This is a genomic window from Labrys sedimenti (assembly GCF_034424805.1).
Taxonomy (GTDB): Bacteria; Pseudomonadota; Alphaproteobacteria; order Rhizobiales; family Labraceae; genus Labrys; species Labrys sedimenti.
On the sequence record NZ_JAXOUF010000015.1, the window covers coordinates 29,313 to 44,112 of the forward strand.

General features: G+C 63.5%; 11 protein-coding genes and 1 pseudogene. 4 read left to right on the top strand and 8 right to left on the bottom strand.

Annotated features, from left to right (window positions below):
* Positions 1-35: 35 nt before the first annotated feature.
* Positions 36-1,247 carry a 3-hydroxybenzoate 6-monooxygenase gene (locus tag U1R88_RS27440; RefSeq protein ID WP_322434121.1) on the bottom strand — a complete coding sequence of 404 codons (1,212 nt, stop codon included), beginning with the start codon at positions 1,245-1,247 and terminating at the stop codon, positions 36-38.
* Between the two features lie 309 nt (positions 1,248-1,556).
* Between U1R88_RS27440 and U1R88_RS27445 the strand changes: the two genes are divergently transcribed.
* The 4 genes from U1R88_RS27445 to U1R88_RS27460 all read left to right on the top strand — a co-directional run bounded on the left by U1R88_RS27445 (position 1,557) and on the right by U1R88_RS27460 (position 7,698).
* Positions 1,557-3,017, top strand: coding sequence for an aldehyde dehydrogenase family protein (locus U1R88_RS27445; protein WP_322434122.1), 1,461 nt, complete (start codon positions 1,557-1,559; stop codon positions 3,015-3,017).
* A 260-nt stretch (positions 3,018-3,277) separates the two neighbouring features.
* Positions 3,278-5,380 carry a hydantoinase/oxoprolinase family protein gene (locus U1R88_RS27450; RefSeq protein ID WP_322434123.1) on the top strand — a complete coding sequence of 701 codons (2,103 nt, stop codon included), beginning with the start codon at positions 3,278-3,280 and terminating at the stop codon, positions 5,378-5,380.
* Positions 5,381-5,391: 11 nt separating this feature from the next.
* Positions 5,392-7,380, top strand: coding sequence for a hydantoinase B/oxoprolinase family protein (locus U1R88_RS27455; RefSeq protein ID WP_322434124.1), 1,989 nt, complete (start codon positions 5,392-5,394; stop codon positions 7,378-7,380).
* 6 nt (positions 7,381-7,386) lie between these two features.
* Positions 7,387-7,698, top strand: a complete 312-nt coding sequence (locus U1R88_RS27460) for a hypothetical protein (protein WP_322434126.1) — start codon at positions 7,387-7,389, stop codon at positions 7,696-7,698.
* An 18-nt stretch (positions 7,699-7,716) separates the two neighbouring features.
* On the opposite strand, the pseudogene U1R88_RS27465 reads toward U1R88_RS27460, so the two are convergent.
* The 7 genes and pseudogenes from U1R88_RS27465 to U1R88_RS27495 form a co-directional block, all read right to left on the bottom strand.
* A pseudogene (locus U1R88_RS27465) lies at positions 7,717-8,378 on the bottom strand (IS6 family transposase).
* Between the two features lie 81 nt (positions 8,379-8,459).
* The gene (locus U1R88_RS27470) at positions 8,460-10,178 is read right to left on the bottom strand and encodes a nitrilase-related carbon-nitrogen hydrolase (protein ID WP_322434127.1); all 1,719 of its coding nucleotides are present in this window, start codon (positions 10,176-10,178) and stop codon (positions 8,460-8,462) included.
* A 193-nt stretch (positions 10,179-10,371) separates the two neighbouring features.
* A complete protein-coding gene (locus U1R88_RS27475; RefSeq protein ID WP_322434128.1) occupies positions 10,372-11,376 on the bottom strand; it encodes an acetamidase/formamidase family protein in 1,005 nt (334 codons plus the stop codon).
* A 25-nt stretch (positions 11,377-11,401) separates the two neighbouring features.
* A complete protein-coding gene (locus tag U1R88_RS27480; RefSeq protein WP_322434129.1) occupies positions 11,402-12,109 on the bottom strand; it encodes an ABC transporter ATP-binding protein in 708 nt (235 codons plus the stop codon).
* A complete protein-coding gene (locus U1R88_RS27485) occupies positions 12,102-12,818 on the bottom strand; it encodes an ABC transporter ATP-binding protein (RefSeq protein ID WP_322434130.1) in 717 nt (238 codons plus the stop codon). The genes U1R88_RS27480 and U1R88_RS27485 overlap by 8 nt, the downstream gene beginning before the upstream one ends.
* The gene (locus tag U1R88_RS27490; protein WP_322434131.1) at positions 12,818-13,882 is read right to left on the bottom strand and encodes a branched-chain amino acid ABC transporter permease; all 1,065 of its coding nucleotides are present in this window, start codon (positions 13,880-13,882) and stop codon (positions 12,818-12,820) included. Before U1R88_RS27490 ends, U1R88_RS27485 begins: the two co-directional genes overlap by 1 nt.
* Before the next feature lie 18 nt (positions 13,883-13,900).
* The gene (locus tag U1R88_RS27495; RefSeq protein ID WP_322434132.1) at positions 13,901-14,773 is read right to left on the bottom strand and encodes an ABC transporter permease subunit; all 873 of its coding nucleotides are present in this window, start codon (positions 14,771-14,773) and stop codon (positions 13,901-13,903) included.
* Positions 14,774-14,800 lie beyond the last annotated feature (27 nt).

A 14,800-nucleotide genomic window follows, 5' to 3' on the forward strand; every position in this document is an offset into this window, starting at 1 on the left:
AAATACTCTTGAAAGGCTGGATCTGTGCAAGGCGGTCAGGCCGCCGAAATGGATTGGGGAGCCGAAGCTACGCCGAGGCCGTTGCTGCCATACAGCCACTGCAGAGCGTCGTACCATTGCTCCTGCGATTTGGCCGACATGATCTCGTTGCGCAATCGGGCGTGAACGCCCGCCGGATGGTAGATGTGATCGCCGACCGCACGCGACATCAATTGGATACGCGCGGTGCGGGTCACGCGGCGGTGCTGGTAGGAGGCGAGGGCGGTTTCGTGGTTGCCGGGATGGGCGGCGATCTCGTCGGCAAGGCAGACGGCATCTTCCAGGGCCATGCAGGCGCCCTGCGCCATATATTGCAGGGTGGGATGGGCGGCGTCGCCCAGCAGTGCGACCCGCCCCTTCGTCCAGGTATCGGTCGGGTCACGGTCGCACAGCACCCATAATTTCCAGTCCTTGCCATGGCGGATGATGTCCTGCGCGCGGGGATGGACGTGCTGGAAGCCGATGAGCACTTCCTCCTGGCTGACCGGCTTGCCGGCGACCGGTTCCGGGGCGTCGTTGTGGTAGGTGACGACCAGGTTGAAGCTCTTCCAGTCCGACAGCGGATAGTGGACGATATGGCATTTGGGGCCGGCCCACAGCGTCGCCGCGTTCCAACGCAGGTCTTCCGGCATCTGCTCGGTGGGAATGACGCTGCGATAGGTGGTATGCCCCGTCACCCGGGGGGCGCCATCGCCGACGAGCTGGGTGCGGATGTTGGACCATAGCCCGTCGGCGCCGATCAGGAGGCTGCCGGCAACGGGTTCGCCGCCCTGGAGCAGCGCGGTAATGCTGGTGCCCTCCTGCTCATAGCCGGTCACGGTGCAGCCGGTGCGCAGGTCGATGAGCGGATCGGCGCGGCAGGCGCTGACCAGGACGCGGTGCATGTCGCCGCGATGGATGACGGCATAGGGATTGCCGAAGCGCTTCTGGAACGGCTCGGTCAGGTCGATCGAGGCGATTTCCTCGGCCGTCAGAGCATCCATCATCCGCAGCCGGTCGACATAGACGGCCAGTTTGCGCATGGCATCGCCGACGCCGAGATAGTCGAAGGAGTGGAAGGCATTCGGGCCGAGCTGGATGCCGGCGCCGATCTCGCCGAGCACGGGCGCGCGTTCGAGCACGATGCTGGCATGACCCTTGCGGGCGAGACCGAGGGCGGCCGCCAAACCACCTATTCCAGCGCCGGCAATGACGGTCTTGTGCTGCATTTTCACTGTTTCCTCTCCTCTGGCCGGTCCTTGGGATCGGTGCGGCCTTCACGGCACGGCAGACCGTGCGGTGGCCGGGGCAGATGCCCTAGGCACGGCGATCCCGGCAGCGTTCGATCGGGTATTTGATAATTGACAGTTAACTGATAATCCGTATACTGTCAATTATCAAATAAACAAGTCGAGCTGCCTTGGTACGGTGCCTGCGACGCGGGCGGACGGAAGCCCGTCGAGGGGCGGGGCAAGCGGGCGATTGGAGAATCAGGCGAGCTTGCCAAGAGGCTTGCCGCAGGGGAGGAGCACTGTCCGATGAACTACGTCACCCAGGCGGATCGCATGCTGATCGGCGGCGAACTGGTGCATGCCGGCAATGGCGAATTCGACCTGTCGATCAATCCCGCGACGGAGGAGATCATCGGCCGGGTTCCGCGTGCGACGGTCGGGGATGTCGACCGTGCCGCTAAGGCGGCGGATGTCGCGTGGCCGGAATGGTTCGCGCTGACGCCGCTAGCTCGCGGCCGGGCGATGCGTGATTTCGGCAAGGCGCTGCTCGCCCGCTCGGAGGAAATCCTCAAGGTCGAGGTTGCCGACACCGGCAACACCATCACGCCCATGCGCGGCGATGTCGGCTTTGCGGTGGACAGCCTCGATTATTATGCCGGCCTCACCCATGAGCTGAAGGGCGAGACGATCCCCTCCACCCATGAGAACCTGCATATTACCCTGCGCGAGCCCTATGGCGTGGTGGCACGCATCGCCCCCTTCAACCACCCCTTGATGTTCGCGGTGGCGAGGACGGCGGCGGCGCTGGCGGCCGGCAATGCCATCGTGGTCAAGCCGCCGGAAACCAGCCCGCTCTCGGCGATGATCCTGGCGGAAATCGCGCGGGATGCACTGCCGCCTGGCGTTTTCAACCTGATCACCGGTGGTGGCCGCACCGTGGGCAATGCCCTCGTCCAGCATCCGCTTATCAAGCGCATCGCCTTCATCGGCTCGCCGCAGACGGGGCGGGCGATCCAGCGCGCGGCGGCGGAGGTCGGCGTCAAGCACATCAGCCTGGAACTGGGCGGCAAGAACCCTTTCATCGCCTTCCCGGACGTCGATCCGGGGCGGATCGCCGAAGCGGCCGTCCGCGGCATGAACTTCGCCTGGCAGGGCCAGTCCTGTGGTTCGACCAGCCGCCTCCTCCTCCATGCCGATATCCATGACGCCGTGCTGGCGCGCGTCGTCGCCAAGGTGAAGGCGATCCGGCTCGGCGATCCGCAGTCGCCCGAAACAGGCATGGGGCCGGTCAATTCGCGAGGGCAGCTGGAGAAGGTGCTGTCCTTCTTCGAGAGCGCCAGGACGGATGGCGCGCGCCTGATGACCGGCGGCAAGCGCCCTGATGGTCCGATGTTCGAGAGGGGGTACTGGGTCGAGCCGACCGTCTATGCCGATGTCGAGCCGGGCATGCGGCTATGGCAGGAGGAAGTGTTCGGGCCGATCCTGTCCGTCGGCAAATGGCGCAGCTTCGACGAGGCGGTGGAGATGGCCAACAGCACCGAATACGGCCTGACCGCCGCGGTGTGGACCAACGACATCAACGACGCCTTGCGGATGGTGCGCAAGATCCGCGCCGGCCATACCTGGATCAACGGTTCTTCGGCGCATTTCATCGGCGTTCCCTTTGGCGGCATGAAGAGTTCGGGGATCGAGCGGGAGGAAGGCATCGAGGAGATGATGGGCTATACCGAAACCAAGACAATCAACATCATGCTGTCGAAAAGCTGAGGGCGCCTGTCTGCGCGCAAAGCGTGCCGTTCAACATGAAGGCGTAACAATATTGACAGCATACTGAATATATGTATACTTATTAAAAACAAAGAACAATCCGCATTCTCTCTGCGGCGCGCAGGGCGGAGAGGACGAGAACCGGCATAAAAAGGTTCGGCAGCAGTTCGATTTCGCCACCGGTGATTTACGCAGACGGCGATCGTTTCGCACCTGCGCGGGGGCACTGCTGACCAGAACAACCATACGAGGGAGGATCCATGACCTATGTAATCGGCGTCGATACCGGCGGTACATTCACCGACGGCTTCCTGGCCAGCACGGAAGGCGTGCTGGTCTCGGCCAAGGCCCATTCGACACCGCCCGATTTTTCGCGCGGTTTCATCAATGTCCTGGGCGAACTGGCGAATACCGTCGGGAGCAGCGTGGAAGACCTGCTGTCGCAGACGGATTATATCGTCCACGGCACCACCTCCACGCTCAACGCCGTCGTCACCGGCGACGTGGCGCGGGTCGGTTTCCTGACCACACGCGGGCATGCCGATTCCATCCGGATCATGAATCTGGAAGGGCGCTATGCCGGGCTCGATCCGAGCGCAGTCCAGAACATCTCCCGCACCAACAAGCCGGCGCCCCTGGTGCCGCATCGAGACGTAATCGAGCTCGATGAGCGCATCGACCACAAGGGCGCCATCATCGTGCCTCTCGACGAGCAGGGCGTGCGCACGGCTGTAAGCAAGCTGCGCGACGACGGCGTGCGTGCGATCGCCGTCTCGTTGCTCTGGGCCTTCCGCAACCCGGTGCATGAACGGCGCATCCGCGAGATCATCCAGGAGGAAGCGCCGGAGCTCTATGTCGCGCTATCGCATGAAACCAGCCCGCGCATCCGCGAATATACCCGCAGCGCCACCACCATCATCAACACGCAGGTCGGCCCGGTGCTGAAGGGCTATCTCACGCCGCTCGAAGAGGAGTTGCGCGCCAAGAAATTCGAGGGCTCCCTCCTGATCATGCAGGGTTCCGGCGGCTGCGTTCAGGCAGCCGACGCGTCCAAGCATGCCGTCAGCACGCTGGGCTCGGTGCTCACCGGCGGCGTCATCGGCTGCCTGCGCCTGGCCGAACGCCTCGGGCACAAGAACATCATCTCCACCGATATGGGCGGTACCACCTTCCTGGTCGGCCTGGTACGCGACGGCAAGCCGAGCACGACGACGACCACCGTGCTGCACCAGCACCAGATCAACACGGCGATGGTCGATGTCCGCACGATCGGGGCCGGCGGCGGCGCGATCGCCTGGATCGACGGCGGCGGCAATCTACGGGTCGGGCCGCGCAGCGCCGGCGCCCGTCCCGGCCCGGTCTGCTATGGCGAGGGCGGCCAGGAGCCGACCGTCACCGATGCCGATCTCGTGCTCGGTATCGTCAACGGCGACAATTTCCTGGGCGGGCGCAAGAAACTGTCCAAGGAACTGGCGGCGGAAGCGATCCGCACCAGGATCGCCGAACCGCTCGGCCTGACGATGGAGCAGGGGGCGGCCGCGATCTATGCCATCCAGAATGCCCAGACGGCCGACCTCGTGCGTAGCGTCGTCGTCAATGGCGGCCATGATCCGCGCGATTTCGTGCTCTATTCCTTCGGTGGCGCCGGGCCGGTGCATGCCGTCAACTATTCGGCCGATCTCGGCGTGTCGGAAGTGGTGGTGCCGCTCGGTTCGACCGCGGCGGTGTTCTCAGCCTATGGGCTTGCTTCCTCCGACATCGTGCTGACCGCCGAAATGTCTGATCCGGGCAATTTCCCCATCGATCCCGCCACGCTCAACGGCAATTTCGAGAAGCTCGAAGCCGAGCTGGCCGAACGCCTGGTCCAGCAGAAGCTGCGCTTCGCCAAGGTCGTTTATGAGCGGGAAGCCGAACTGCGCTACACCATGCAGATGGCCGAAGTGACCACCCCGGTGCCGGGCGGCCCTCTTGGGGAAGCGGAGATCGCCGGCATCGGCGACAGCTTCGAGCAGCTCTATGAGCGCATCTATGGCAAGGGCGCCGGTTTCAGCGATGCCGGCCTGCAGATCATCACCTATCGGGTGCGCGCCATCGGCATCCTGCCGATCCGTGCCGATCTCGCCGCGCATGAAGCCGCGACGCTCGACCCCGCGCCGTCCTCGATCCGCAAAGTGCTCCTCGACACCCGCAAGGGCTGGCAGGACACCAAGATCTACGACTACCGCTCCCTCGGAGCGGGGTCGAAACTGTCGGGACCTGCGGTGGTGGAGACACCGACCACCACCGTCGCGCTGCCGGAAGGCTTCGCAGGCGTGGTGGATGCCTATGGCAATCTGGCCATTCGCGTCGCGGAACAGGGCTGAGGGAGGGAACCATGCCGCTCATTCAAATCGCAGGGTCGGAGCGTTTCGCCTATCAGCCGAAAGCTGCCGACGAGACCAGAAAGCTGGCATCCGGTACCAGGCTGCACCAGGTGACCGCGGGGGATATCGAGGCTGTCGATCCCCTGACCTATGAGGTCATCCGCCACCGCCTTGCCGCCATCGCCAAGGAGATGGGCGACGGCCTCAAGCGCATGTCGGGCTCCGTCGTGGTGACTGACTGCAACGATTTCGGCGCCACCATTCTCGACGAATGTGGCGATTCCGTCGTCGTCGGCCTCTACAACACCCAGCTTGCCGCTTCGGTCGACATGGCCGTGAAATGGACGCTGGAGAACCGCTCTCGGCAGCCAGGTTTCCAGGCCGGCGACATGTTCCTGTGCAACGATCCCTGGGTCGGCGGCGGGCTGCACCAGAACGACGTCACCGTCTTCGCGCCGCTGGTGCATGATGGCGAGGTCTTCGCCTGGACGGCCGTGGTCTGCCATCAGGTCGACCTCGGCGGCGTCTCGCCGGGAAGCTGGTCAGTGGAAGGGCGCGACGTCTTCTGGGAATCGACGCCGATCCCGCCGGTGAAGATCGTCGAGGGCGGCAGTATCCGCGCCGACATCGAGGACATGTATCTGCGCCGCTCCCGGGTGCCGCGCCTGATCGCGCTCGATCTGCGTGCCAAGATCGGTGCCAACAACATCGCCCAGGAGCGCCTCGCCGCCCTCATCGCCAAATATGGCGCGCTTACCGTCAAGGCGGTGATGAAGCGCATGATGAACGATGCCGAGGCGCGGCTGCGGGCCAAGCTGCAGGCACTGCCGGACGGCACCTGGAGCGGGGTCGCCCACCAGGACTCCTTCCGCCACAGCGACCGCAACCTCTACAAGATCCTGCTCACCATGACCAAGCGGGGTGACCGGTTGACCTTCGACTTCACCGGCACCGACAAGGAAACCGAAGGCTTTGCCAATTGCACCTTCGCCGGCCTGCGCGGCGGAATCATGCCCATCGTGCTGACCATGCTGTGCGGCGACATTCCCTGGTCGCCGGGCGGGCTCTATCGCTGCCTCGACATCATCAGCGAGCCCGGCACCATCAACAATTGCAACTTCCCCGCCGGCATCGGCAAGGCCTCCGTCGCATCGGCCTGGGCCACGCAGAACGTGGTGTCGGAATGCGTCGCCGGCATGCTCGACGTGCATCCCGAGCACCGCAAATCGCTGATGTGCGTATGCTGCGGCACCTGGGACCTTGCCGTCTTGGCCGGGCTCGACCAGCGCGGCAATCCCTTCGTGACCATGATCTGCGATTCCATGGCCGGCGGCCTCGGCGCGCGCGTCGATCAGGACGGAGTCGATACCGGTGGCCTCAACTGCATCCCGATGGGGCGCGTCGCCGATGTCGAGATCAACGAATTCAGCTTCCCCATGCTTTATCTCTGGCGGCGGGAGGAGACGGATTCCGGCGGGCCGGGGCGTTTTCGTGGCGGCATGGGCGGCTCGAGCTGCTTCATCCCGCATGATTCCCCGGTCGGCGGCGTGCATCTGGTGGTCTCCGCTACCGGCAAGGCGCTGCCGCAGGCAACCGGCATCAGCGGCGGCTATCCCGCCGGCACCCAATATGACGTTCTCAAGCGCAACGCCCGGGTCGCCGAGCTCTTCGCGGCCGGGCGCATTCCGGCGACCCTGGAGGAGGCCGGCGGCACCGCCGACATCCTGGAGGCGCATCTGGAGACCCATCTTGGCGAGCAGGATGTCTACTATACCCATTGGCAGGGCGGCGGCGGTTATGGCGATCCGCTCCTGCGTGATCCCATCCTAGTCGCCCGCGACGTCGAGGCCCGCAAGGTGTCCGCCCAGGCGGCCAACGACATCTATGGCGTGTTGCTGAATATCGACGGCAGCGCCGACGACCCGGCGACGCGCCGGCGCCGCACCCAGCTTCGATGCGAGCGTGTCGGCGAACCCGTCCCTAACCAGGCCGCGGAGTGAGAAGCCATGAAGATCGATGACAATGTCAGCCTTCGCGCGGACGGCACCATCGTCTGCAGCCATTGCGATCATGCCCTCGGGGCGAGCGTCGGCGATCCCTTCGCCAACGCCATCCGCCGCGAGCGGCCCTCCCAAGCAGCCGGACCCGGTGTACGCGCACCCGCTTCGCATTTCACCGACCGGCCCATCGGCCTGCGCCAGGTCTTCTGTCCGGGTTGCCACGTCTTGTTGGCCACCGAGATCGCGCCGATGGACGAACCCTTATACCGGCGCTGGGAACTGGGGTTGTGTTGCAAATTTTCTGGCGGGTGCAATTGACCAGTCCGCGGGCGGATTTCAGGCGACGATGGCCTCGAATTGCTGCTTGAGCGAAGGGTTTGGATTGAAGGCAAATCGGCCTTGCCGCTTTCGCATCATATGAACCATCTCGATGCCCCCCAATGTCGCGGCTGCGGCATTGAACGATTTGAAACTCTGTATCGGCCGCACCCGCCGCTTGATGCGCCGATGATCCTGCTCGATGCGGTTGTTGAGATACTGGCTCCGTCGGATCCGGATCGGAACCAATACTCGGGGTGACCGGTCGCCCAATCGGTTCTCGGCATCGCAAGTAACAATCGCCTCTTGGTTGGTCTGGCTGCCGTCGACGACGATGCGCTCGGGCCGGCCGTGAGCAGATCGCGGTTCTCACTGAACCAAAACTCGACTGTGTCGCCGATGCTGTCGATGGTCCGATACAGGTACATCCAGGTTCCGCGCACTTTCACATAAGTTTCATCCACGTGCCACTTGGCGGTCACGGCTCGTTTACGCCGGTTGAAGCGTTTCAGGAGCAACGGCGAGAAGTGAACGACCCAGCGATGGATCGTCGAGTGATCGACACCGATGCCACGTTCCGCCAGCATCTCTTTCAAATCGCGCAGGCTCAGGCCGTAAGCCAGGTACCAGCGCACGCAAAGGAGGATCACCGAGCTATCAAAATGGCGGCCCTTGAACATAAAACGTACTCCAGCGGTGGAGGCGCTCATGCCGCACATTGCTTACCGAAAAGTTTGCAACACAACCGGAATTGCCCTGCGTCATACGAGATCGAGATAATGATGGGGGAGGCGCATCGCCATCATGTCCTTGCGTCGTACGACATTGGTCGGGTAACGGCTGTCGAGATTGCTGGTGTCGATATCCGCACAGGCGAGCGAGGCGCCGGAACCCGCATGCGCTTCGCGTCGGGGGAATTCGAATGTGTCGGGGCCAAATACGCCGCTTCTGCCGGGGAAACCGTTGAGTTCGTCGGCAATGTTGGCAAAGGCGAAGAAAACATTGTTCTCGCCGGCCCTTACTCGGAAATGATGCCAGTGGTTGGGGTCTGCCCCGGTCGGAATCGGATAGTTTTGATGGAGCGCCGAGCCAGCGTGACCGGCATGGAAGCGCTCTCGTATTGCCGCGGGGCATGCGATGAGGTCGCAGCCGCGCAGTGACAGAATGCGGGCTGCTTCAGGGAACATCGCGTCGTGGCCGATCAGCAGCCCCAGGCGTCCGAGCCGCGTGTCGAAGACCCGCCAATCCTCTCCCGGCGCTGCCCAGCTACCGTCCTCGGAGGTCAGATGAATCTGGCGATAGCTGCCGATGAGCCCTTCGGGGCCGGCAAGCACCGCCGTGTTATGAAGGCGCCCGCCCGCGTTCTCCGCCAGGCCCGCTATGATATGGATGTTCTCCCGTGCCGCCATCGAGAGCAGCCGCTCCACAGCAGGCCCGGAGATGCTTTCGGCGAGGCCGTGTCCCAGCCCGGTGATCGAGCGCTCCGGAAAAACGATGAGGTCTGCACCGTTGTCGTGCCTGGCGGCGGCGACCATCTCCTCGATGCGTGCCAGATTATCTTCCACATCGTTGGAGGGAGCGAATTGTGCGACTGCAACGCGGGATTTGCGGCCGGGCGGGAGAGGGCGGTAGCCATAGAGGCCGAAGAAGTCCAGCGGGTTCCATGCATGGGTGGTAGTCGGCAGTTCCTTGTAGAGGTCGGGCCGGCGCTGTTCGAGCGCCTTGCGCCCCAGCACGCTGGGATCGCGCGCCAGCTCGAGGTCGATCGTCGCATATGCGATGCCGTCGCCCGCATCGATGACTGCGGCTATCGAGCCGTCGGGCTCGATCACGCAACTTCCTCCGCTGAACTGGACGGTGCGCTCCAGCCCCCAGCGGTTGGACTCGATCAGATAGCATCCGTTCTCGAAGGCGCGGCTGATCCAATAAGGTGCAGGCGTGCGTTCGGCCAGCCAGTTGGAGACATGACAGATGACGTCGGCCCCCTTCAGTGCGACGATGCGCGCGGTCTCGATGAAATGGATATCCATGCAGATCAGGAGCGCGATGCGTCCGATCGGCGTTTCGAAGACCTGATGCCCGAGATCGCCGGGCGCGGACCATTTGGGCTCCGCGATGTAGGGATGCGTCTTGCGGTGCTTGCCGATCACTCCGTCCGGTCCGATCAGCACCGCAGTGTTGTAGTAAAGCCCGTTCGAGGGGTCGACCTCGGGCATGCCGATCACGATATGGCAATCGTGAGCCCGGGCGACGGCCTCGAAACGCGCGGTGGTGGCGCCGGGAACGGTTTCGACGAAGGGGGCGACCTCGGCCCGGTCGAACCAGCAATATCCGGTGGTGCCCATTTCCGGCGTGACGATCAGGCGTGCCCCTGCCTCGGCCGCCTCGGTCACCAGGGCAATCAGGCCGGTGATATTGCGCTCCTTCTCGAACATCGTCGGTTCGAACTGGACGGTGGCAACCTTGTGGAGGATGGACATCTGGCACCTTCGGGTTCGGGCAAGACCATGGCGTTTTGCGTTTCGACGCAGCCGCTTCGAATCGCAAAGACACGCTGGAACAGGGAGTTAGAGCAAAAGGGTGTTCACCCTGGAACGCGCTTGACTCTAGGGCGCCCGGCGCGCGGAAGCGCGCCGGGCAACCGGTTGGGACCTGGGCAGGATGAGGAGGTCGTCAGCCAAGGAAGGACTTCTTGATGGAAGCACCCAGCGTATATTTGGGATCGACCATGTTGCCGAGACGGACGCGTCCAGCCTGGGTGAGCAGCATATAGGCATCGATATCTTCGAAGCCGTAGTCGGTCGCCATCCAGCGAACCAGTTCGCGGTAGGCGATGCGCGCGGCATCTTCCATGGGCCGGGAAGAGCCGATGGTCATGATGAAGTCCCGGGTTTCGAGGCGCGGCCACCTGATCGTCCAGTTCTTGATCAGGTCGACCTGCACGGTGGTGACGGTCGGATGCTCGATCGCGACGCCGCAGAGCTCGCCGTCGCCCTGCGCCGCATGGCAGTCGCCGAGATAAAGAAGGGCGCCCTTTGTGTTGACCGGCAGGTAGACCACCGCATCCACGCCGACATCGGGCAGGTCCATGTTGCCGCCGTAATAGTCGGGCTGCAGGGCCGAGATCGCTTCGATCTCCGGCGATGTACCGATCGTGCCGATGAAGGGCTCGTAGGGCAGGGTGATCTTGTCGTTCCATTTCGTGCCCGTCTCGGCATCGATATGGAGCTTCTTGACGCGCTCGGGCAGAGGCGGGTTGAGCAGCGCGGTGTCGCCCGTACCCACCAGACCGCCGAATTCGGGCATGATCAGCGTCGTGCCGCGCGGCTGGGGGCCTCGGGGGACGATGCTCTTGATGTAGACTGCGAGCGTATCGCCCTTTTCCGCGCCATTCACGAAGATCGGCCCATTCTGCGGATTGAGATAGGGGAAATTGAGGATCTGCGTCGGCTTGTCGGTCTCATGCCGGATGCGTCCCTCGAAGGCGTCATGTGTCTCGGCGGAAATGACGGCGCCGGGATCAACCGAGAGAACGGGATCGACATAGGGACCGTAGACATAGTGGTACTTGCCCTGGTCGGCTTCGGTGATGGTGTGGGAAGTTCCGGTCTTGCCTCCGGCGACGCCCTTGCGCGCCATGATGGATTGGTCGAGCCACGGCGTCTGGGTCGATGACATAGTCTTCTCCTTTTCGAGGTGTGGATCACACGGCGAGATGGCGGCGCATGGTCTCGCCGTCCGCGAGGGCTTCCCGATCGAGCGCCGCGACGATGCGGCCCTTGTCCATGACGTAGCAGCGCTGTGCCATGGCCCGGATCATGTCGATGTTCTGTTCGACCAGGACGATGGTGACGCCGGTCGCCCGGTTGAGTTCGACCATGATCCTGGCGATGTCCTGGACGATGTTGGGCTGGATGCCCTCGGAGGGTTCGTCCAGGAGGATCAGGGAAGGTTCCGCTATCAGCACGCGGCCGATGGCCAGTTGCTGTTGCTGGCCTCCCGACATGGTACCTGCGCGCTGGCTCCAGCGCTCGCGCAGGATCGGGAAATAGCTGAGCACGCGCTCGCTACCGGCATTGGCGGGATTGCGCATGGCACCCACAGCCATATTTTCGGCGACAGTCAGGCGGGGAAAGACATCACGCCCTTGGGGAACATAGCCAATGCCCAGCCGCGCTCTTCTATGGGCGGGCAAATCGTTGATGGGCGCACCGCGATAGACGATCGAGCCGCCCATGACGGGGACCAGGCCGATCAGGCTCTTCATCAGCGTGGACTTGCCCACGCCGTTGCGGCCGATAACGGCGACGATCTCGCCCTCGTGCACTTCCAGGTCGAGGCCTTGCAGGACGGGCTTACCGCCATAGCCAGCACGAAGTCCGAGAGTGGAGAGCAGGACTTCCTTACGCATGAGCTTGTCCCAGATAGATGGCCGCCACCCGCTCGTCCGCGACGATCGCGTCGATCGAACCCTGGGCAAAGACCTGCCCGAGATGCAGAACGGTGACCTTGTGGGCGACCTGGCGGACGAAAGCCATGTCGTGTTCGACCGCCAGAACGGTCATGCCTTCGGCATTCAGGCGCTTGACCATCTCGCCGGTGGCGTGGGTTTCCTCGGGCGACATGCCTGCCGTCGGTTCGTCGAGGAGCAGGAGCCGGGGCTTGAGGCTGATGGCCATGCCGATCTCGAGCCATTGCTTCTGGCCGTGGCTGAGATTGCCGGCGGCCTGGGCCGCTTCAGAGCCTAGATTGAGGAAATCGAGGAGACGGTCGATCTCACCGGCCAGGGTGGACGCATCGAAATGATGCTGCATGGCGATCTGGAGGTTCTGGCGGACGCTCAGCGCCTTGAAGATGCCGGGCACCTGGAATTTCACGCTCATGCCGCGGCGGATCCGCTGGAACGGCTTGAGAATCGTGATGTCCTCTCCCGCCAGCAGGATGTGCCCGTCGCTGGGGATATGCTCGCCGAGGATCAAACGGAACAATGTGCTCTTGCCGGCGCCGTTCGGGCCGATCAGGCAATGCACTTCCCCGGCTTCCAGGCGAAGGTCGACGTTGTTGGTGACGTGCAGGCCACCGAAATGCTTGTTCAGAGCGCGCGTTTCGAGCATCGGCATCAGGCCCCTCCTTCCTTGCGTCCGCGCAGGAGCCGCCCCACCAGATCGGCGCCGGACAGGACGAGACCTCGTGGTGCGATCAGGACGGTGAGGACGAGCAGCAAGCCCATGACGACCAGGGCATATTGGCTGCCGTAGATCGTGAGGGTCTGGAATGCCGACAGCACGACCAGGGTCCCCACGAGAGTGGAGGTCAGGTCGGAGCGACCGCCGACGGCTACCCAGATCACGGGCAGGGCGGCCGCCGTCATGCCCATGCTGGATGGCGTGATGTACTGGCCCCAGGTGGTATAGAGGACGCCGGAGAGCCCTGCGAGACCGGCCCCGATCACAAAGGCGCCGAGTTGATATTTGCGGATGTCGTAGCCGAGCATTTCTGCCCGCTCGGGATTCTCGCGGATCGCGACGAGCACGTTGCCGAAGCGCGAATTCACCAGGATGCGCAGACCCAGATAGGTCACGACGAGCAGACCAAGCACGACATAATAGAGCCCGATGTCGGGAAACAGCACGATATTGCCGCCAGGCCAGGGAATGGTCAGAGGAGGCATGTTGCTCATGCCGTTGAAGCCGTTGAGGCGGGCCTTGCCGATGTGCCACTCCGGGCCGGCCGTCTGGGCCATGAAGCGTTCGAGCACCAACGTTACCGAAAGCGTGACAATGCCCAGGAAGACCCCGGTGATGCGGCCGAAATAGAGGAAATAGCCGAGCAAGGCGGCAAAGAAGGCCGTGAATGCGACCGCCAGGACGACGGCAGCCAGGGTAAAACCGTAGTTCGCCCCGAAATTGATGGTGAGAATGCCGTAGCTGTAGCCGGCTATGCCGAAGAAGGCCGTCTGCCCGAAGCTCAATGCTCCGCCATAGCCCCAGATGAGGCTGAGGCCGAGGGCCATGAAGACCCAGGTGAAGAAATAGACCGTGTTGCCGACCGTGTAGCCGTCGCTGAAGGCAGGATAGGCGCACGCCGCACCCAGCACCACGAGGAAGCCGATCCAGAATGCCGGCCCCCTTCCCATCGTCTGCGGACCTTCGAGGCGGCCCAGGAAACGCAGGAAACTGCTCATAATGCTCGTCTCCCCGTCTCAGGCCCGTTCGCGAAGGATGAAGCCGGAAATGCCCTTGGGCAGGACCCGGATCACGATGATGACGGCGATCAGCAGCCCGATCTGCCCGAAGAGCTGTCCCTGCCAGGAGGTCATGCCCGACTTGACGACAGCAAGAATGGCCGCAGCCGGAGCCGTTCCGAGAAAGACGTCTGCGCCGCCGGCGACCACCGTGACGAAGGCTTCCATGATGAAGGTCGTGCCCATGGTCGGCACCAGCGTCATCGTCGGCGCATAGAGCCCGCCGGCCAGTCCGGCCAGGCCTGCACCTAAAGCGAAGGTGAGGCTGTAGACGAGACGCGTATCGATACCGAGCGCGGCCGCCATGTGCGGGACCTGGATCGTGGCGCGGGCCATCACCCCGAAACGTGTCCAGTTGAACAGGGCATAGAGGCCGGCAAGCACCGCGATCGCCATGCAGAAGAGCACGACGCGATAGAGCGAGTAGGAATAGTCGGCTACCTGAAAGCTGCCGAAAGGCGTCCCGACCCCCGCCATCGTCGAGCCGAGTACGATCAATGTACCTTGCGTGGCGATCAGGCTCAGCCCCCATGTCGCGACGATGGTGTCGAGCGGCCGGTGGTAGAGATGGCGGATGATGACGACTTCCACCAGTGCTCCCACGGCTGCCGATACCAGGGCGCCGACGCAGATGGCCAAGGCAAGGGGAAGGCCTGCATGAACCGCGGAAACGGTGACATAGGCGCCGCACATGATGAATTCGCCATGCGCGAGATTGATCACACCCATCATGCCGAAGATGACGGCAAGGCCGCAGGCGGAGAGAACCAGGAAAGCGAATGCATCGCCGAACTGGTAGAGCGAGGAAAAGACAAATGTGCCGACGTCCATCGGGAGGAACAATCCTGATTTTGAGAT

Coding starts and splice junctions, on each gene's coding strand:
- U1R88_RS27485 (WP_322434130.1), bottom strand. CDS start 12,818: ATGCCGATGCTCGAAACGCGCGCTCTGAACAAGCATTTCGGTGGCCTG.
- U1R88_RS27470 (WP_322434127.1), bottom strand. CDS start 10,178: ATGTCCATCCTCCACAAGGTTGCCACCGTCCAGTTCGAACCGACGATG.
- U1R88_RS27475 (WP_322434128.1), bottom strand. CDS start 11,376: ATGTCATCGACCCAGACGCCGTGGCTCGACCAATCCATCATGGCGCGC.
- U1R88_RS27440 (WP_322434121.1), bottom strand. CDS start 1,247: ATGCAGCACAAGACCGTCATTGCCGGCGCTGGAATAGGTGGTTTGGCG.
- U1R88_RS27445 (WP_322434122.1), top strand. CDS start 1,557: ATGAACTACGTCACCCAGGCGGATCGCATGCTGATCGGCGGCGAACTG.
- U1R88_RS27455 (WP_322434124.1), top strand. CDS start 5,392: ATGCCGCTCATTCAAATCGCAGGGTCGGAGCGTTTCGCCTATCAGCCG.
- U1R88_RS27480 (WP_322434129.1), bottom strand. CDS start 12,109: ATGCGTAAGGAAGTCCTGCTCTCCACTCTCGGACTTCGTGCTGGCTAT.
- U1R88_RS27460 (WP_322434126.1), top strand. CDS start 7,387: ATGAAGATCGATGACAATGTCAGCCTTCGCGCGGACGGCACCATCGTC.
- U1R88_RS27495 (WP_322434132.1), bottom strand. CDS start 14,773: ATGGACGTCGGCACATTTGTCTTTTCCTCGCTCTACCAGTTCGGCGAT.
- U1R88_RS27450 (WP_322434123.1), top strand. CDS start 3,278: ATGACCTATGTAATCGGCGTCGATACCGGCGGTACATTCACCGACGGC.
- U1R88_RS27490 (WP_322434131.1), bottom strand. CDS start 13,882: ATGAGCAGTTTCCTGCGTTTCCTGGGCCGCCTCGAAGGTCCGCAGACG.